Genomic DNA, 16,683 nt, shown 5'->3' with positions numbered 1-16,683 from the left:
CAATACAAATATATCACGTTGATTCCAAAACAACCGGCACATTTACTGCCAAAAAGCGGTCACGACTCTGCCAATTATTATAAAATAGCAAAGTCTTTTCATTAATAACCCTTATTAAAACTAACCTAAAAACGCAATCGCATTTTTCGATTTTCTCGCAAATGCAAGAGGATCATCTATCGCTTCCCAGTGAACATATATTAAATGAGGATCATCTTCTAACCAGTGATTGTGAAATGCTGAAACTATAAAACCAACTTTACGAAGATTTGAAATCAATTGATTGGTCTGCTCTTGATTCGTTGCAGTTTCACCTAAACAAAGTGCAACTTCCGATGAATCAAGGGACTCAAACGAAAAGAGTTGATGATGCACTAGAGGTGAATTTGTAGTTCTTCCTAAGATAGTCGCTTCAAAATTTAAAGGTCGCATAACAAAACATACGGGCCCTGATTCAATTTCACCTTCACCACCTAACATTGTAGTAAATGCATCACATAATTCTTGAAATTCTGGAGATACTACAGGTGGTGGTAAATCTGGTGGTAATACTGGACCTAAGAAATCAATAGCTTCTCTTGTTTTTCTCGCAAATGCAATAGGATCATCTATTGATTCCCAGTGAATATAAAATAAACGGGGATTTTCATCTATCCAGTGATTATGCAAACCTGATACGGTAATACCGCGATCACGAAGATTAGAAAGGAGTTGTTCAACCTGATTTTCAAAAGCTGCAGTTTCACCTAAACAAAGTGCATTTCCTGATTCATCAAGAGATTCAAACGAAAAAAATTGATAATTAACCAAAGGTGAATTTGATTTTCTTCCTAAAACTGTTGCATCAAATATTCTAGTTCGAGTTACAGTACATACAGGTCCTGGATCAATTGAATGATCAGTACCTCCTAAAATTTTATAGGATTATCTTCTTTAAATTGAAGAAAACGATATATTCTATGCTAGCAATCTAGTATCTGCTTAGACAATTTTGAAAGATTAATAGAAACTCATAGCTTGTATCAGATGTCTCCCAATTACTCATATCTTATATTGTGTGTAACTGCCCCTTTCGCTAGAGCCCTTGATATTCATAGCTTCATAAGCCTTCCCCTTTTGAGTTACACAACACATAAAAAATGGGTAATTATAAAAATCAAAAAAAAGGATGTCGCTATATTTTAAATTTAATCATAGCTTTATCCATCGCATCTTGATTGACACCTATGTATCTTAACGTAACCCTTTCAGATGAATGATTAAATATCTCCATAAGTAAGGCTATATTCTTCGTCTGCATATACATGTGATACCCAAATGTCTTACGTAATGTATGTGTTCCTATCTCATCTAATCCAAACTCTGCTGCTGTACTTCTAAGTATCTTATATGCCATGCTGCGTCCAATCGGTTTATTCTTTCCTTCACGACTCTTAATTAAATACTCATCGTCCTCTCTCTCTTCAATGTACCAACGTAGTTCTCTTTTTAATGCTGGAGTCAATTGAATACGTTTCTGTTTGTCTGTCTTCTTTTCTCTCATTGAAATATGACTTCCTTTTAAATCACCAACTCTTAACTTTAAAATATCACTAATCCGTAAACCTGTATTAATACCCATTACAAACAAAATATAATTACGCTCATTGTTTTCTTTCAGATATTCTTTAATCTGCTGTATTTGCTCTGGATCACGAATAGGTTGAACAAAGTTCATAGACTATCGCCTCCATTCTGATTTTCCACCTCGTACACTTCTAATCTAAGAGCAAAAGCCAAATTATAAAATGCTCTAGATTTCCAACGTCGATAAGTGCGTTCAGCCATTCCAATCTCGTTATAAATCATATAATCACATACGTCCTCTTCTTCTAAATAACGCTTATTAATAATATCCCTTTGAATCATCCCTGCACGACCATTCCCCAAACGACTTAAGAACTGATTAATTCGGAATGATATATTTTCAAGATATTGTTCACGTTCACTACGCTTTATATTTGCTAAGGCCACATCTTCTAATGGATTTCCTATTTTATTTGTAGGACCATGATATCTCACTTCATATGAAGAAGTGACTTTCATTTCTTCTCGGACCATCCCCAAACTGTTTATAAATACGCACTTCTTCAAGAAGTCTTTCTAATTTCCCCTGAGTTGCTGCACGGTCGATTTTAGATAAGAAAGTTAATTGATTCATATATAAACACTCCTTGTCTATTTTGTTAATAAAAAATAAAAAGCGGACACCAAACTACAGAGCAATATTGTTAATGCTCTTCATAGTTCAGTATCCGCTGGTTCTTCCAGTAGGACTATATGTGTAATTGGTATTATTATATCATTTTCTCATATTTTAGTAACTGACTAAAATTTAACTTTAATTTATAAAACTACGTATGCTTTTTTTAACTTTGCAAATAAAATTCACCTTCTATAACGAGCAATCATAGGAGGTGAATTTATGAATGAAGAAAATATTATTTTACGTGGAGCTACTGTTAAATCAAGTTTAATTGGTTCAATATCCCCCACCTATTCCCCCATTCACTTTACCAACAGGTCCAACGGTATTGACTCAGGAAGCGGACCCCTTTTACATATTGAAAACTTTTTGGGATGAATCCATGTTCCTTATATATTATGGAATGGGTTTATATTTGTGACATAAGGGCTTATTTGTTTATTTATTTTAATTTTCAAGGGCTTTTTTCTTATACTTGTGTGTTAACCAATTCATAAGTTATAGAGTGTAAGTGGGTGAATGATAAGGATGGTGTAAAAATGAGTGAATTTAAAAAGAAATTTCATATTCCGTGTGAATGTTTTCTCCCCCCTATACCTCCAATTCAAAGCGGACCGACTGGGCCAACTGGACCGACTGGACCAACTGGACCGTCAGGACCAACCGGATCAACTGGTCCTACTGGGCCAACTGGACCAACTGCAGTAGCGTGTTGTCCATGTACTAATATTCTTGACAACCCTGGATTTGACGAACCACCATTAGTAGGCGATCTAGTTCCAGGTTGGAATCAAATTGGGGATGTTACAGAAGTAGGTTTTCCAAACGCCCATAGTGGTCGTATTCTTTCAAATGGGACGCTTAGTATCTTAGCTGCGTCAATTGAACCGGGTGGAAGTATTAATCAATTGGTTGATGTTGGCGAAGGTTGTTGTTTTACGTTTTCTTTTGCTGCGGATATAAGGGATGGTGCATTTCTTATAGCTTCTGTATCTTTTCCAGAACTTGGACATGGATGTCCTCCTCTCCCTGCAACTCTTGGCCCATCGAATATCCCGAATATTGTACCGGCTCCAAGTCAACCGCAATCTAGTTTCCAACATTATACTCTTGTTGTGTGTATACCTGCCGGTGTGACAGAAGCATGTGTTGCTTTCCAAAATATTGCTACAGGTGGGGAAGGAGCAACAGCTTTTGTTGATAATGTTGTATTCCAACCTACTGGTGGACCTTGTACTTCATGTTCACAAAATTTCTAATGTATTGATGCACTTGCAGTTTATCGTTTTGGTGGCGGACCCTATAACAAAAAAAGAGAGCCAGAAGGCTCTCTTTTTTTGTTATAGGGTCCCATGTGCTGGGCCCATTCCTGTATAGTTCCGATACATATAAGCGATTCACCTTTGTAAACGGCGTAATCCTTTAGGTGCACTATTCCGCTCCCTTTCTATTAAAATAGCTTTTTGGGTTAAAATGATGCCCCTGTTAATTGGACACATTTACCAGTGTTTTTACCAAAAAATTCATGATATGGTTAATTAGTCGAGTACGTCATTACTTGACGATTACCCTTAGAAGCCCCGCAGACAAACGGGGTTTTTTTATTTAAATAGCTTTTTGGTTAAAAAGCCTTTCACACTTAAACTAGACAAGCATATGTTATTGTATGGAGACTCTCCAAGCATAGCAATCTACCTTTCAAGGAGCATACTTATTAGTGTGCTCTTTTCATTTGCTACTGAATAACGATTTTGTTAAAAATTTTTCACCTTTTAACTGGACAAGCATATGTTATTGTATGGAGACTCTCCACCCATAGAAATCTACCTTTCTTGTCAAAGAGCATGCTTATATGTGTGCTCTTTTTCGCTTGTTATGAAATAACGATTTTTTTCACTTTTTTGATACAGTTTTGAAACATTCATGTGTTATCTTGAGTAAGTCCTTTTTATAACAGAAAGATTTATTGCGTAAAAAGCCCTAGCCCCTCTAGGGCTTTTTACATTCAAATAAAGATTTTATTAATATTTAAATCTGAATATATAATTGTAAAGTTAATCAATTAAGTGTTACAATGCCATAGATACTCCTTAGGGAGTTCTCATATAATTAAGCAAGAGTTTAAAAACTCTCGAATCTCAGCCCTTTGGAGCGCCCTTCAAGCGGCTGAACCAATTAAAATAAGGATTTTGTTTAGTCTTCTCTAAATAAATTAACTGCAGCTTACAAACAGCGATACCGAACTCTTCCTCGATGCATTCAACTGTAGTTTTAAAATACAATTTAATTCATAAATAGTGATAGTATTAAATATAAATAATACGGAGGTGTTTTTATTTGGAAAAAGCGGTGAAAAAAGATTTAATTAAAGTTATATCCATAACTGTTATAGGCTTCATTCTTGTATTATTAGTTCCATTTCTTTTTCAATATTTACCAGATTTTTAAATTCATTGAAAAATGACTTTTTTATTTAAATAACTATTTTATTTAAATTTTTTGCTTCTGCCATTCAGTTATGCAAGCCGATTCGATTTCCTCAAAATCTTGTGTATCTTCATCCAAATCAATGACAGCATAGCTAGGTACTACTAAAAATTCTTTTCCGCAAACATTGCAAGTTGGATTATCAAGAGCATAAACTCCTCTGATTGTGTCAGGATTCTGTAAATCAAAATCAGCATTTTCAAAAACTACAAAACCATTACACCCTTTAACGTTACATTTATGTGCCTCAATAGCCATTTTCCATTCCCCTTTTCGTATAATCTTTTTTATATCGTACATACTACCTACAAGCCGACTTCCCACGGCTTCACTCTTTTCAAATCGGGGCTCTCTCCTCCGTATTGTTTTAGAACATGGCAGGTAACTTAGTCAATTACCTGCCATCTTTACGTATAATTGTAAAAATCCTTGTCCATACTGCTTAGAGAAAACATCTTAAGCCATTTGATGCGAACTCCAGCACAGGTTATTTGTACGGCCGTTTCGATAAAAGGAGCGGTCTTATTTATCTCCGCATTACTTTTCGACAAAATAACGCTTTTGTTCATTTAAAACCGATTAACTATTATTTAAAACATTGGAAACATTTATTCAATGTTTCTTCTGAACACTCATGATATTATTTTAGTTAGCTTCTGGTTTTCATCAACCCGAGAACTCAGTAGCTACATTCACAGACTCAACTCTCACCCTTTTGAGAGTTGAGCTTTTATTTATAAGATGATCCTCACACTCCCTGCATATTTGTACAAAATTCAAATTTGGTCTTACTTCACATCAACACGATATCTGTACATCCTCATGTAGAGAACTCTTCTGCTAATACCATTTGATTCAGCCTGCTTATATTCCTCATCAGTTGGCCAACGATTGAAAGTCATCATTTCCCCCTCCTAATCTAGTGCCAAAAATTCAGATCTGGTACGATTCGAACAACTTATCCTAATCTTCTGAATACCTTTTCCATGCTCTTCTATCGCTGCATTCCAAGCTTCAGTTTCAGTCTTAGCATCAAAGCAATCCATCTTTTGCCGTTCCTCTTTATCGTAGAAATGTACTTCATAGCTTGGATTCAAAAACTTTTCACTTGTATTTATCGCTCTATAGTTGAAACTACCTATAACATCATCAATTGTTAATTGCTTCATAATCGCATCCCCAGTTATTTTATTTTTTCTGTACTTGTAGTTGATACACGATCAACTTTTCCACCTTGCCAAATAATCGTTTGCTCTCCGAATCCTGTTGCTGGAGGATTCAACAGAGTAACCTCACCATTTTTGACCACATAAATTTTATTATCCGTAACATCGATTTCAATTTTCGTAGGCTTCATACGACTGAAATCCCCCCTTTTTTTCTTATTAGCAAACTTTTTGTTGTTGATTACGTTGTCACTCTTGCTTCAATGACTCAAATCGTACTAACCATGCTTCCCAGCGCTTTTTATTTTCTGCTTGCTGTTGTTTTGCCACTTCACAATTGCAACTGTTCGTTTCAGTTACACCTGGATAAGTTTCTCTACGAATAATTCCTGTACCCTGACATAATGCACACATTGTTATTCCCTCTTTTTAAAATTGCGTAATCTATAATTATCACCATGCATTTCTAACATTTCAGCGTTTTCCATCATCCGACTAAAATCACGTTCTCCATACATTTCTGCCAATTCACCGATATTAAAGTTGGTAGTAAATAAAGTACTTTTACCTATATGACTATCAACAATCTCATTCGTTTTTGTTTGTTTCCAAGTGACACCTTCTTTATCTTTCTCCGTAAATCCCGCTCCAAAGTCATCGATAATCAAGACATCAACTTTTGCTAGAAGGGACATAAGCTTGTCCTCTGTCATTTCACTGTTTTTATTCCAAGTAGATTTGATTTTAGTAAATAACTTATTCATTTGAATAAACATTGCACTATGACCCTTTTTCATAAGTTCTTTAGTGGCTGCCACACACAAATGACTTTTTCCTACTCCGTAATCACCCGTTATAATCATGCTCGGTGGTTCTTCCTTATTGAATGAAGCAACAAAGTTCATAATTGCTTCTTTAGCATCAGCTAACTCTTTCTTAGTTGGTACATAATTTTCAAATGTGGCTTTTTTGAGTTTGTCATTTATTAAACTGTTATCAGCAAATGAATCATATAAATGAATAATTTCATTTTTCTTTTTTATAGCTAGTGTCTCTTTAGCTAATTTTTGATCTTCGTTTTCTACCGATCTACATTGAGGACAAAATTCCTCATTTGTTTCTATATCTATCAACATGCGTTTGCTGCAAACGTCTTTAAATTTTTCTTTCCCTACTAAAAAGACATTCTTACATCTATTAGGAGACAATACGTATCTTTGACTAGTGTTTCTTGAAGTCGTATTTGTCGATGAAGCTACTATCTTTTTGATTGCTTGCATTGTTTTTATCTCCTTTTTTACCTTTGTTTTTAAACTCAATTTCTGACGCATGTACATCTGCTAATGTACGAATGTTTTTATTAACCCACTGTTTTAAAATCCCCTCAGCGTAGTTCCATTTTTTCTGTTGTTTCAATGCACGTTCCATGGATGCTTGTATCGTTTGCCCATTGGGTAATACTATCAGCTACGAATGGATTTAAAATCCCAAAATTATTTTCATAGAATGAGAAGATATTACTACTACTTACATTCTTTGTAGTATTCTCTTTAGTAATCTTTGTATTTGTCTTTACTTCTAAGTTGGGAGAGTCCTTACTTAGAAGTAAAGAGGGTGATGACTTTGGAGTAATAGGGCTCTTTACTTCTAAGTAACCAGGGACTTCTGTATTTTGATACATACTAGAGATCAGTTTGATTTCATTTGCTACCGGTTCTACAAACATCACATTATTTAAAACTTTCCCTTCAACATGGATAGTTCGAAATTCAACTTTGATAAGAGTCATTTCCGTTAACAAATCACATGCCCTTTTCACCTGTAATTTTGAAAACCCGAATGTTTCTGCTAATTGTTGATAACTCTTTTGCAATTTATCTGATTTGAATTTTTTCTTGTATGTTACTTTTCCACTTTCTTCATCACGGATAACCGTAGGTCTGTACCAATAAACGATTTCACTTAAAATCATAATTGCTACAATATGAGGTTTGCCGTTGCTAAAAGTGATGTAATCGAATAGTAGTACATAAAAAAACACCTTCTGAATTCGCATACTAAGTATGCAAATTCAGAAGGTGTTTTGATATGTGTCCCATTTTCATGGTTCACTTCATCTTAGAAAAAAGGTTTTTAAAGTAATAATAGCAAAGCTTTGAATTATCCTTTATACCAATCGTATCCTAAATTAATAATGTTTGCTGTTATAACTTTATTTGTATTAGTTCGTACAACAATTCTAATTGAAGTTTCTCCTGCAGTTCCTACAACTCTCCCATAGGTACTATATATGCAGCTGCATCCTTTGGTACATGCTCTCCTTTTGTGGACCAGGCTTCATCTAATAGTTCTAATAACTTTGTTTTATCTAAATTAAATACTGAATGCGTAGGTTTATGCGGATTCGGTTTAGTATGTGCTAATACATGCTTCACTCTATTCCCATCAACGCTACCCTGAGTGTATTCAAGTCCACCGGAAGAAGTCCAAGATTTTTTTCTTTATTATAAGTTAATTTTCCAAACTTACCTAAGATAAGAAGCTCTTTTAATAAAAATTTACTACCAATCTTAGATTAGCCCAGCATTAAAGCGGATTCTCCTGGAATCGGCATTGCTTGTAATATTGCCAAATCTCCATCAAATAGCGTTTCATAGATACTACCCTCAGCATCCCTACCTAAATCCACATCACTATAGATGTATATCTTGCTGGATCACGTTCATCCTTTCTTACAAACTAATGCGGTTATCTAATTTAATAACTGTGTAGTTTTAGCGTTAAGTTATCAGAAAATACACGAAATAAGCACTCTACAAATAATAGTAAATTAAATCTCGTTAAAACAAAAAGGGATGTCCTAGTACCATGCCTAGGACATCCCCTTTACTTATCTAAATTTCTAAATCCTATACATCTCTATCAATTAAACAATTATTAGATATATCTTCTACCTAAAACATTGTATTATCATTAGCTGCCTCATTTGGAATCTCTTGAATTACATCCCAGTGTTCAACAATCTTACCATTCTTTATACGAAATATATCGACTATAGCAACTCCCTTATCTTGAGAATTAGTACGAGAATGTACATGAAGAGCAACTGTATCCCCTTCAGCTACTACACGTTTAATCTCTGCAAAGGAATTAGGATTTTTAACAAAATCCTCCTTAAAGAAATCCATAAAGGCTTTTCGTCCATCAGCAACAAAAGGATTATGTTGCTGATAATCTTCGCTTACATATTTAGGGATAATATCGATATTATGTTTGTTAAAAACTTCATTATAGAAATCAACTACCATCTTTTTATTCTTTTCATTTTCTTTCGCTTCTTTTGATACAGAAGCAACATTCTCACTCTTTATTGAGTTAGCTTTGTTATTACCGGTGGAAGCTTGAAATATCAAAGTCGACACAATTCCTAAAATAAAAACAGAAATAATTATTACTATTAAATTTTTCTCTAATTTCATTTATGCCTACCTCTTCTAATCATATAAGTTTTCTTCCATAACACGCTTGAGAAGTAGAAACCTTCCCCAAAATGTAATGTGAGGGGTAATGTTAGGAAATTTAGTTTATCCTAACACTACCCCTTATACAAGGCATGTTAGAAACTAATAACCCTAACTTAATACCTCATTAACAGTTGCACTGTCCACAATTTGAATAAACTTCTTAACCTTATCGTTCTCATCAAATTCATAAAGATGACAAAAATCTGCTATGAACGATTTTCCTGTATCTTTATATGTTCCACTATATTTTCCATAAACGATAACAGTATTGTTATTAAATGCATAAATTTCATCTTTAGCGCTATAGTTATCCCATTCCGTGCCAAGACGTTCATGTACATTTTTCACTACTTCATCTGGACCTATATAAGTCCCCGCATATGGAAACCCAGCAGCTTCTGTCCAAGATACATTTTCACTTAAATACGTTTTGAACACATCCAATTTTCCTTCGCCAGTTAACACATACGTTTCATGTAATAGTTTTTGATATTTATTCATGGCATTAACCCCAAGGCATTTCTTTTGTTACAACTTTTGCACTTAATTCTAATACACCTTTATTTGCATAGCCTGGATATGCTGCTTCAAGTTTCACTACAAAATCTTTTGAAGTTTTACTTTCCTCAGAAGCTTGAACCGCAGTTCTTAGGTAATCCATAGTTGCAGTAAGTGTCTGATTATTTAAAGATTTTTCAATTGATCCATGGCTAGGTACAATTATGTCAGCATGTAATGCTTGTAATACTTTCAAGTTCTCAATCCATGCCTCCATAGCCGCTTTTGAGCTAGTATCCGCTAAGAATACATGTATTTCGTTAAATACATCAATACCACCAATTAATACTTTTAGCTCTTTATTAAATAAGCTAGTTCTGTAATGATCTAAGCCTACTAGTTCAAATGTTAACCCCTGAAAATCAATCGTTTTTTCTTTAAACACTTGAGATAATACTACGTTGCTTGGTGCGTTTTCTCCTAGGGCACCTTTCCAAACTTTTAATTTCCCTAAGACAGAATGAACAATGTGTTCAACAGTAGACTCTGTAGCATACGCTATAGCTTCTGGGTAAGCAGCTTTAATACTTTCTAATCCAAAGTAGTAATCAGGATCCCCATGAATAATAAAAATTTTATCTAGAGATAAGCCGTTTTTTTTCAGATACTCAACAATTTCTTTCGAATCAGATTGAGTAAATTTTGAGTTTATTAAAAATGCATGTCCCGCTTTCTCAACTAAGGTTGCAGTGACCATGAAACTTTTTTCGTCTGAACTAAACACCGTCAATTTTACATCTTTTTGATTTGTATCAATTGTTTTAAACATAGAATGTTATTCTCCTTTTGTTAAATGTTATATACTGTAACTTAAAATTCATTAATATAAATTTTTAAAACGCGCTTCAATTTTATCTGGCGTCATTACCCCACCACCAATAGGGATAATTTGATTATCCTTTTGTAAAAGTAATGAAGGATAACTATTAACACCAAGCTGTCGCACTTTATTGAAATCGTTTTGGACATCTATTATTGTTTCTTGAGCGTTTAATCGTTCTAGTACTTGTTCAGGGTCCAAACCATGCTCGATTGCAATCTTACGATATGTTTCAGGATCACTCAGACTTTGGCCCTCATAATAAAACGCTTTTTGCATAGCCGAAGTGAATTCTAACAAACGGTCTGGTGCTAATGAGCGTAAAGCTGAAAAGCCAATTGCAGCATCTTTCGAATTCATTTTAAAAGTCCCTTCTTCCACCAATTTTTGATATGAAGGACCAAATTCTGCACCTGTAAGTTGATTAATTCTTTTATTCCCCTCTTCTATATATGAGAAATTTTTTATTGGTAAATCATCTAAAAATAATCCTCCACATAAAACTGTTAACGGCATTTCAGTGTGTTCTTTGTAAAATCTTTTAATACTTTCTGAAAAGCCATAGCACCATCCACAATAGGCGTCCCATACGTAAATAAGGTTATCTTGTTTCGTCTTCATTTAAATCTCCTACCTTTATTTTTATTAACCAGTCCAGCTATCACTTAAAATTCTCAGCTAACTTTTTGGTTTATATAAGTACATCTTTTTTATATCTTGTTCTTTTTTGAGTTACCTTACTATATTTTTCAAAACTAACCCTTCCCAAAAAGATTAGATAAGATTTCTAATGAAAGATAGCGCTGCACATCATTGCTCCAAAATAGAAGATACTAAAATTCGGAATATATCTTGATTTAAATATGTTAGTAACTTTCTACACCGGGCGATAACATGTGGACTACCATCCTTAATTAAATATATAAACCTTATTTTCACTTTAAATAGTCATAAGGTTGTAACTGATTCGATTACAACCTTATGTAACCATATTAGTTACAACAGTGGTAGAAGTCAATTCTTTTTTAACAAAAACAATAAATTTCTACCCTAACGCTTTTAGAGTTCTAATATTAAAAACTGGCTTCTTGTTCTTAAATTTGTTAAACAGCTTAGTAATTTCCTAAAAACATCACTAGTAAATATGGAACAACAAATTCAAGATAATTTACAAAACAAATAATATAAGTACCTCTTTCATGGCTTACCGACAGAGTACCAGTTCTAGTACATAGTTTTTTTCAAAGCATTACATTTTATTTTTACTTTTAATAGAAGCTACCTGATTAACTAAAACAGGAACTGTCCCACCATGACTTATAATTTTTTATCCCTGTACATTGTGCGGGGATTTTTTTCATAAAGAAAAGAAACCCTAAAGTGCCTTCTTCCAACGTGAACCATCACAATTTCAATAGTAAGTATTGGACTCTCATCCAAATATACTTTTACCATGTTAAATTGTTTGATTCATTGAGGAATAGGGTTCAAATTTGGGTTAGCATCACATCGCTAACATACTAAGGTTTTACGCTACCCAAAAACAATGATTTTTACTCTGGGGATCTCAATTTTGCTATTTGGGGATTTATGCTTTTCTTAGCTTGATTGCAGCGTGGGGATTTCCTTATTCAATGTATATGGATGCCCATAAAAATAAAAAAGCAAAAAAAGAGAGTCGTTATTTACTCTCTTAAACGCTCTACGACTTTTGGCTATTTTTTTCTTCTATTTATAAATTAAATGTTAGTTTTACAAAACATTCAAAATGTTAAACTTACAAAATCCATTAATATCATGCGCAAATGCTGATATCAATGGATTTTGGTATAGATATGTAGTAATCATTCTTTTAAATTATTAAAAGGCATAAGCTCAGTTTTACTTTTTGCCAGTATTATGCTCTAAAATTTATCTTTCTTGTCCATCTGTTTGATTGGCTTGGAACTCCATTTTTAGCGCAATACTATCCCCTTGGAACACGTTTTGATCTGTTCCGTTGTCTTCAAATATAAACTTTATCCAAAACCAATCCATTTTCCCAGGTTTTAATCCTCCTGTTTCAGTCCACTTAGAATGAAATACTTTTTTGGAGGCAATCTCTGGGCTTTGTGATTTTAGTTCTGCAAGAGTTGTCTCGTATACAGGGCTTTTTGCAGGATCCCAATCCCAAAGAAATTGTACTTTAATATGTTTACCTAAATCTTCTGTAGTGTTATTTTGTTTTAAATCGTTTACAGTATAGTCTATTTTCATCATGATATCTTTAATATCTAGTGTACCACTATTTGTTAAATTGAATTTCTTTAATATTTTGTCCCCAGGTTTTAAATTTTCTAAGTTAAGTGAAGTAGTTGGTTGCATAGCTAAATCCAATGTACCTGCAGCAAATGAATTATTTGTCACCACTTGATCGCTAAAATATGCATATGTTCCCCCACCAATTAAAGATAAGCCAAGAGCGGCTGAAACCACTCCAACACCTAATTTCTTTTTCAATGACATTTTTTGTTCCTCCCATATCATTTTTATAATCTTTCTCCCTAATCAACCGAAAAGGTCCCCTTAATACAGATATACCATGAATTGTTAAAAAATTATATTAAAAGCAGTAAATTCCTTATTGAGAAAATTATGTTATTATCTATCATCTGTAAATGAAACGTCCCAAAACTAGAAAAATTGGATTTATAATGATCAAAACCTATGCCAAAAATGAATTAATATTAACTGCCCTTTATAATTAAAATTATTTATTTCTTCAGGAGTATTCTAACACTTCAAAAGGTACGTATACCTTTTGATCTTTTCTAATAATGTTTTCTTTACATCTACTATTGAATAATACCCCGAAGTTCCGTCAAAACTATAAATAACCAAGTCTTCAATTCTCCTGGAGCTGAGCAGTTAGTTTATTCTAACTGCTCTTTTTCTTTTTATCGTCACCTTTCCATAGCACCTCCATATATTGTATAAAGATATCTCCTCTTAAATTGTTATTGATGCCTCTTTCAAGTCCTAATGCACATCTTAAAAAGAGCATTTTTGAAAAGTGCTATTTTTACTTTGCAAGCCAATGAACCTATAATGAAGTGAGATTTTAACTTATGAATAATTTATGGAATCCTTTCCAATAATACGAATAGGTTGGTAACAGCCAATCTGTATCCATAATGAATCTCTGATTTTTTTGAATTTTCCCTGAGCAAGGTAGCTATTTTTTAGCTACCTTCTTGTATGAACTGCAAATATATGCACATACTATTAACGGAATGCTTGAATCATTGTCATTGAAAATGTTCAGCACTTCCGCTCCTTAAGAGAACAGTCTACGCAACTGTTCTCTTTCTTATTTTATTTTTTTATAAAATCACAAGGCATAATTAACTCCTCAACGATTAATAGCATTGCAACATTCTCAACGTTTTCTCAATATTTTTCATGGACAATAGCACACTTTCCTAGCAGTTTTAATATCTTAATATGAAATACTGCAAGGAGGTGTTGAAAAATTAAACGTTTATGCATTTGGTTGGACTGCACTATTACCACCAATTGCCGTTATGCATATAATTGAAAAAGTAGTCCATTTCTAAATTTATAATGAGGCTAAACTGAATATTATTTAAATGTTGATATAAGACACTTCACTACACTAAAAATATACCTAGAAGTACTTTCCTCCTCATATGGTTAAAAGTACAACAGATAGGCTCTTATGCTATTACACATAAGAGCCTATCTGACTAGTATTATAAACAACTAGTTATATAAGATTCGTTCATACTAAATAAAAGGTATCTCTACAATTATTCTGGGAAAATGAAGCTAGAGTTCCCTTCACTATTAGCGGAATCCTCTTTCGGGAATGTAATAGTAGATCCTTCATTTCCTTTATTTATTTCTTCTTCCTCAGGAAATACAATGGAAGAATCATTACTTAAGTTTGGTAAAAATCCAGGTTTAGATAAAATTGCTTTCAGGATAATGGGACACCACGGTCTTGCACGTCAGCGATAGCAGACATGGACTTCGCCTTCGATAGCAAGAATCCTACTAACGTTAGTCAACTTGCCTCTTTAGGGATAGGAGTTTCAATTTAAATAATGCGTTCTGAGACACTACTCTTCTTCTAAAATAGCGTAATAATATTCATCCCACCATTCATTCCCATGTGGTATACACTTCCTGAAATAGCCTTCTCTTCTCATTCCAATCTTCTCCATCACTCGATATGATGGGATATTTTGTGGCTGACATGTAGCTATTATCCTATGTAATTTCATTTCCTTAAAGCCATATTTTAATGTAGCTTGTGCTGCTTCAGAAGCATATCCTTTATTGAAGTATTTTGAATTGAACACCCAACCAATCTCATAAGTATGCTCACCAAAATATTGATGAAAAACTATATGACCAATCAGGATATCTTCATCTATTAATACCACAGGAAAGTTCTTAGCGTTTTTACCAATGTTTTCATTCACAAAGTTCCTTGTATCTTCTTCAGTAAAAACCCCTTCAGGTATGTATTTCATAACATTGATATCTGATGTATACTCATGGACAGCTTGCCAATCCTTGAACTCAAATTTCCGTATTAATAATCTTTCTGCTTTTACAAGCATATACTTTTTCCCCCTCAAAAAATTGTAATTATATTTTAAATCCACATATAACCCTTAAAACAAAAAGAACCTGTAGGAATCTCTACAAGTTCTTTTTAGTTTAAGATGAATATACGGGGCAAACAAACTATCTTACAGATTCATCATAGAAACTACAGGGGTAACGCTTTGATAAATACATTATATAACAAATATTAACATCCATAGATTTTAATTTTGAAAATTATGTGAATTAAGAAAAGCTGACGGTATCATTATATTTCATTCTGCAACTTATTTAGAAGAGTTATGTACATTTCGAAGAAGTTCTTCAATAAGTTTTGTTTTTTCATTTACCTTTGTGGCATATGTGAAATCACCATAACAATATGGATACTACAAATCATATTGTAGTAAGGCTCTTTAAAGTTGTTTAATTTCTAACCTTTTAAATGAGTTTGTAGACAAATATAAATAATAAATTTGTCTAAATCTTGTTCAACTAAAGCTCCCCTTAGTTGAAGTGTAATTCTTCACAAATTATTGAGATTCTTCTTCTAGAAAATTAAAATCACCATCAATAAGATCCTGTAAATACTCATCAAAGCTGTTTGCAATCACTTCATATTCATCAGGATCGTGCAAAAAACGAACTATTTGACCACATACACCTTCATCAGAAGGGTTAAAATCAATATAGAGTCTTGATGTTCCACCATTGTTCATACAGTCTGAAAAATGAATATAAGTGCCAGGGAGAAGTCCTTTTGGATTTATCTTAGAATCAACAGCATCCTTGTCATCTTGGTATTCTAAAAGATAGGAGACGTCTTCTTCTTCGTAAAAGATTATGAAAATAACACTCAAAAATCAATTCTTGGATTCAGCACTCAATCATTAGAAGAGGCTATTTTATAATAATCATCCCCCAAAAAAGAAACGAACAAAAATGTTCGTTTCTTTTTCATGGTGTTCAATGCTCAAGAAAACTTATAACTGCATAAATATATAGAACGACTAGAGCAAAGGCACATATTCCCATGATTATAATCGCTAGTGCGCTTTTCTCTTGTCTAAACCCTATAATTCCAAGAATAAATGCACTCAACATTGTTACCTTAAGCATTTTAGAAATGTTGGGAATTGAATATTCACTCAACCAGGTAGAGAAACTTACAATTGCGAAAAAAGAGAACAAAGTTAGAATAATAGATAATATATTAATGTGCTTCCCATACTTCAAGCGCATTTCGCTACCACCTTTTCTTTTTATTAG

At 33.4% G+C, this 16,683-nt stretch carries 15 protein-coding genes and 9 pseudogenes; 3 read left to right on the top strand and 21 right to left on the bottom strand.

Translation table 11 applies throughout. The annotated features are described in order from the left end of the window. Positions 1-120: 120 nt before the first annotated feature. The 4 genes and pseudogenes from NSS97_RS30490 to NSS97_RS12700 all read right to left on the bottom strand — a co-directional run. Positions 121-480, bottom strand: a pseudogene (locus NSS97_RS30490) (DUF1259 domain-containing protein); the annotation flags it as partial. A gap of 75 nt (positions 481-555) precedes the next feature. Beyond that, a pseudogene (locus NSS97_RS30485) lies at positions 556-915 on the bottom strand (DUF1259 domain-containing protein); the annotation flags it as partial. Positions 916-1,174: 259 nt separating this feature from the next. Further along, positions 1,175-1,717, bottom strand: coding sequence for a site-specific integrase (locus NSS97_RS12705; RefSeq protein WP_044440199.1), 543 nt, complete (start codon positions 1,715-1,717; stop codon positions 1,175-1,177). Further along, positions 1,714-2,200 (bottom strand): annotated as a pseudogene (locus NSS97_RS12700) (ArpU family phage packaging/lysis transcriptional regulator). The gene NSS97_RS12705 and the pseudogene NSS97_RS12700 overlap by 4 nt, the downstream one beginning before the upstream one ends. 264 nt (positions 2,201-2,464) lie before the next feature. Here NSS97_RS12700 and NSS97_RS12695 point away from each other — a divergent pair. Both NSS97_RS12695 and NSS97_RS12690 read left to right on the top strand, forming a co-directional pair. Next, positions 2,465-2,623, top strand: a complete 159-nt coding sequence (locus NSS97_RS12695; RefSeq protein WP_165927679.1) for a hypothetical protein — start codon at positions 2,465-2,467, stop codon at positions 2,621-2,623. A 161-nt stretch (positions 2,624-2,784) separates the two neighbouring features. Further along, positions 2,785-3,504 (top strand): collagen-like protein, encoded by a 720-nt coding sequence (locus NSS97_RS12690; RefSeq protein ID WP_341112743.1) that lies wholly within the window; start codon positions 2,785-2,787, stop codon positions 3,502-3,504. Between the two features lie 1,231 nt (positions 3,505-4,735). Here the strand turns inward: NSS97_RS12690 and NSS97_RS12685 are convergent. The 12 genes and pseudogenes from NSS97_RS12685 to NSS97_RS12630 form a co-directional block, all read right to left on the bottom strand. After that, a complete protein-coding gene (locus NSS97_RS12685) occupies positions 4,736-4,990 on the bottom strand; it encodes a hypothetical protein (protein WP_044444569.1) in 255 nt (84 codons plus the stop codon). 656 nt (positions 4,991-5,646) lie between these two features. Next, positions 5,647-5,901: a hypothetical protein gene (locus NSS97_RS12680; protein ID WP_107887548.1), complete on the bottom strand. Its 255-nt coding sequence runs from the start codon at positions 5,899-5,901 to the stop codon at positions 5,647-5,649. A gap of 14 nt (positions 5,902-5,915) precedes the next feature. After that, positions 5,916-6,089, bottom strand: a complete 174-nt coding sequence (locus tag NSS97_RS12675; RefSeq protein WP_044444566.1) for a DUF3954 domain-containing protein — start codon at positions 6,087-6,089, stop codon at positions 5,916-5,918. Positions 6,090-6,147: 58 nt separating this feature from the next. Continuing rightward, positions 6,148-6,312: a hypothetical protein gene (locus NSS97_RS12670; RefSeq protein WP_044444565.1), complete on the bottom strand. Its 165-nt coding sequence runs from the start codon at positions 6,310-6,312 to the stop codon at positions 6,148-6,150. Positions 6,313-6,314: 2 nt separating this feature from the next. After that, positions 6,315-7,178, bottom strand: coding sequence for an ATP-binding protein (locus tag NSS97_RS12665; RefSeq protein ID WP_341112738.1), 864 nt, complete (start codon positions 7,176-7,178; stop codon positions 6,315-6,317). Beyond that, positions 7,120-7,954 (bottom strand): annotated as a pseudogene (locus tag NSS97_RS12660) (DnaD domain-containing protein). Before NSS97_RS12660 ends, NSS97_RS12665 begins: the two are co-directional and overlap by 59 nt. Before the next feature lie 104 nt (positions 7,955-8,058). Then, positions 8,059-8,596: pseudogene (locus tag NSS97_RS30480) on the bottom strand (chitobiase/beta-hexosaminidase C-terminal domain-containing protein); the annotation flags it as partial. A gap of 256 nt (positions 8,597-8,852) precedes the next feature. Further along, complete coding sequence (locus NSS97_RS12650; RefSeq protein ID WP_107887546.1) at positions 8,853-9,377, bottom strand: ester cyclase; 525 nt, start codon at positions 9,375-9,377, stop codon at positions 8,853-8,855. 153 nt (positions 9,378-9,530) lie between these two features. After that, positions 9,531-9,923 carry a nuclear transport factor 2 family protein gene (locus NSS97_RS12645; protein WP_107887545.1) on the bottom strand — a complete coding sequence of 131 codons (393 nt, stop codon included), beginning with the start codon at positions 9,921-9,923 and terminating at the stop codon, positions 9,531-9,533. A gap of 4 nt (positions 9,924-9,927) precedes the next feature. Continuing rightward, on the bottom strand, positions 9,928-10,749 hold the full coding sequence (locus NSS97_RS12640; protein WP_341112735.1) for an MBL fold metallo-hydrolase: 822 nt from the start codon (positions 10,747-10,749) through the stop codon (positions 9,928-9,930). Between the two features lie 51 nt (positions 10,750-10,800). Continuing rightward, complete coding sequence (locus tag NSS97_RS12635) at positions 10,801-11,421, bottom strand: DsbA family protein (protein ID WP_107887543.1); 621 nt, start codon at positions 11,419-11,421, stop codon at positions 10,801-10,803. Positions 11,422-12,711: 1,290 nt separating this feature from the next. Then, complete coding sequence (locus tag NSS97_RS12630; RefSeq protein WP_044444559.1) at positions 12,712-13,305, bottom strand: TasA family protein; 594 nt, start codon at positions 13,303-13,305, stop codon at positions 12,712-12,714. A gap of 1,001 nt (positions 13,306-14,306) precedes the next feature. Between NSS97_RS12630 and NSS97_RS12625 the strand changes: the two are divergent. Then, positions 14,307-14,396: pseudogene (locus NSS97_RS12625) on the top strand (DUF3221 domain-containing protein); the annotation flags it as partial. A 213-nt stretch (positions 14,397-14,609) separates the two neighbouring features. Here the strand turns inward: NSS97_RS12625 and NSS97_RS12620 are convergent. From NSS97_RS12620 to NSS97_RS12605, 5 genes and pseudogenes are all read right to left on the bottom strand, one after another. Beyond that, positions 14,610-14,783, bottom strand: a pseudogene (locus NSS97_RS12620) (peptidase S8); the annotation flags it as partial. Between the two features lie 138 nt (positions 14,784-14,921). Beyond that, entirely contained in the window at positions 14,922-15,428 is a 507-nt protein-coding gene (locus tag NSS97_RS12615; RefSeq protein ID WP_107887542.1) for a GNAT family N-acetyltransferase, read from the bottom strand. Positions 15,429-15,701: 273 nt separating this feature from the next. Beyond that, positions 15,702-15,803, bottom strand: a pseudogene (locus tag NSS97_RS30475) (lysozyme family protein); the annotation flags it as partial. Positions 15,804-15,947: 144 nt separating this feature from the next. After that, positions 15,948-16,247, bottom strand: a pseudogene (locus tag NSS97_RS12610) (SMI1/KNR4 family protein); the annotation flags it as partial. 133 nt (positions 16,248-16,380) lie between these two features. Then, positions 16,381-16,656, bottom strand: coding sequence for a hypothetical protein (locus NSS97_RS12605; protein WP_044444556.1), 276 nt, complete (start codon positions 16,654-16,656; stop codon positions 16,381-16,383). Positions 16,657-16,683 lie beyond the last annotated feature (27 nt).

Source organism: Bacillus sp. FSL R12-0074 (genome assembly GCF_038005725.1).
In the GTDB taxonomy this organism is placed as follows: domain Bacteria; phylum Bacillota; class Bacilli; order Bacillales; family Bacillaceae_G; genus Bacillus_A; species Bacillus_A mycoides.
Note: the sequence above shows the minus strand (reverse complement) of the source record. Positions and strands in the feature narration are given on the sequence as shown.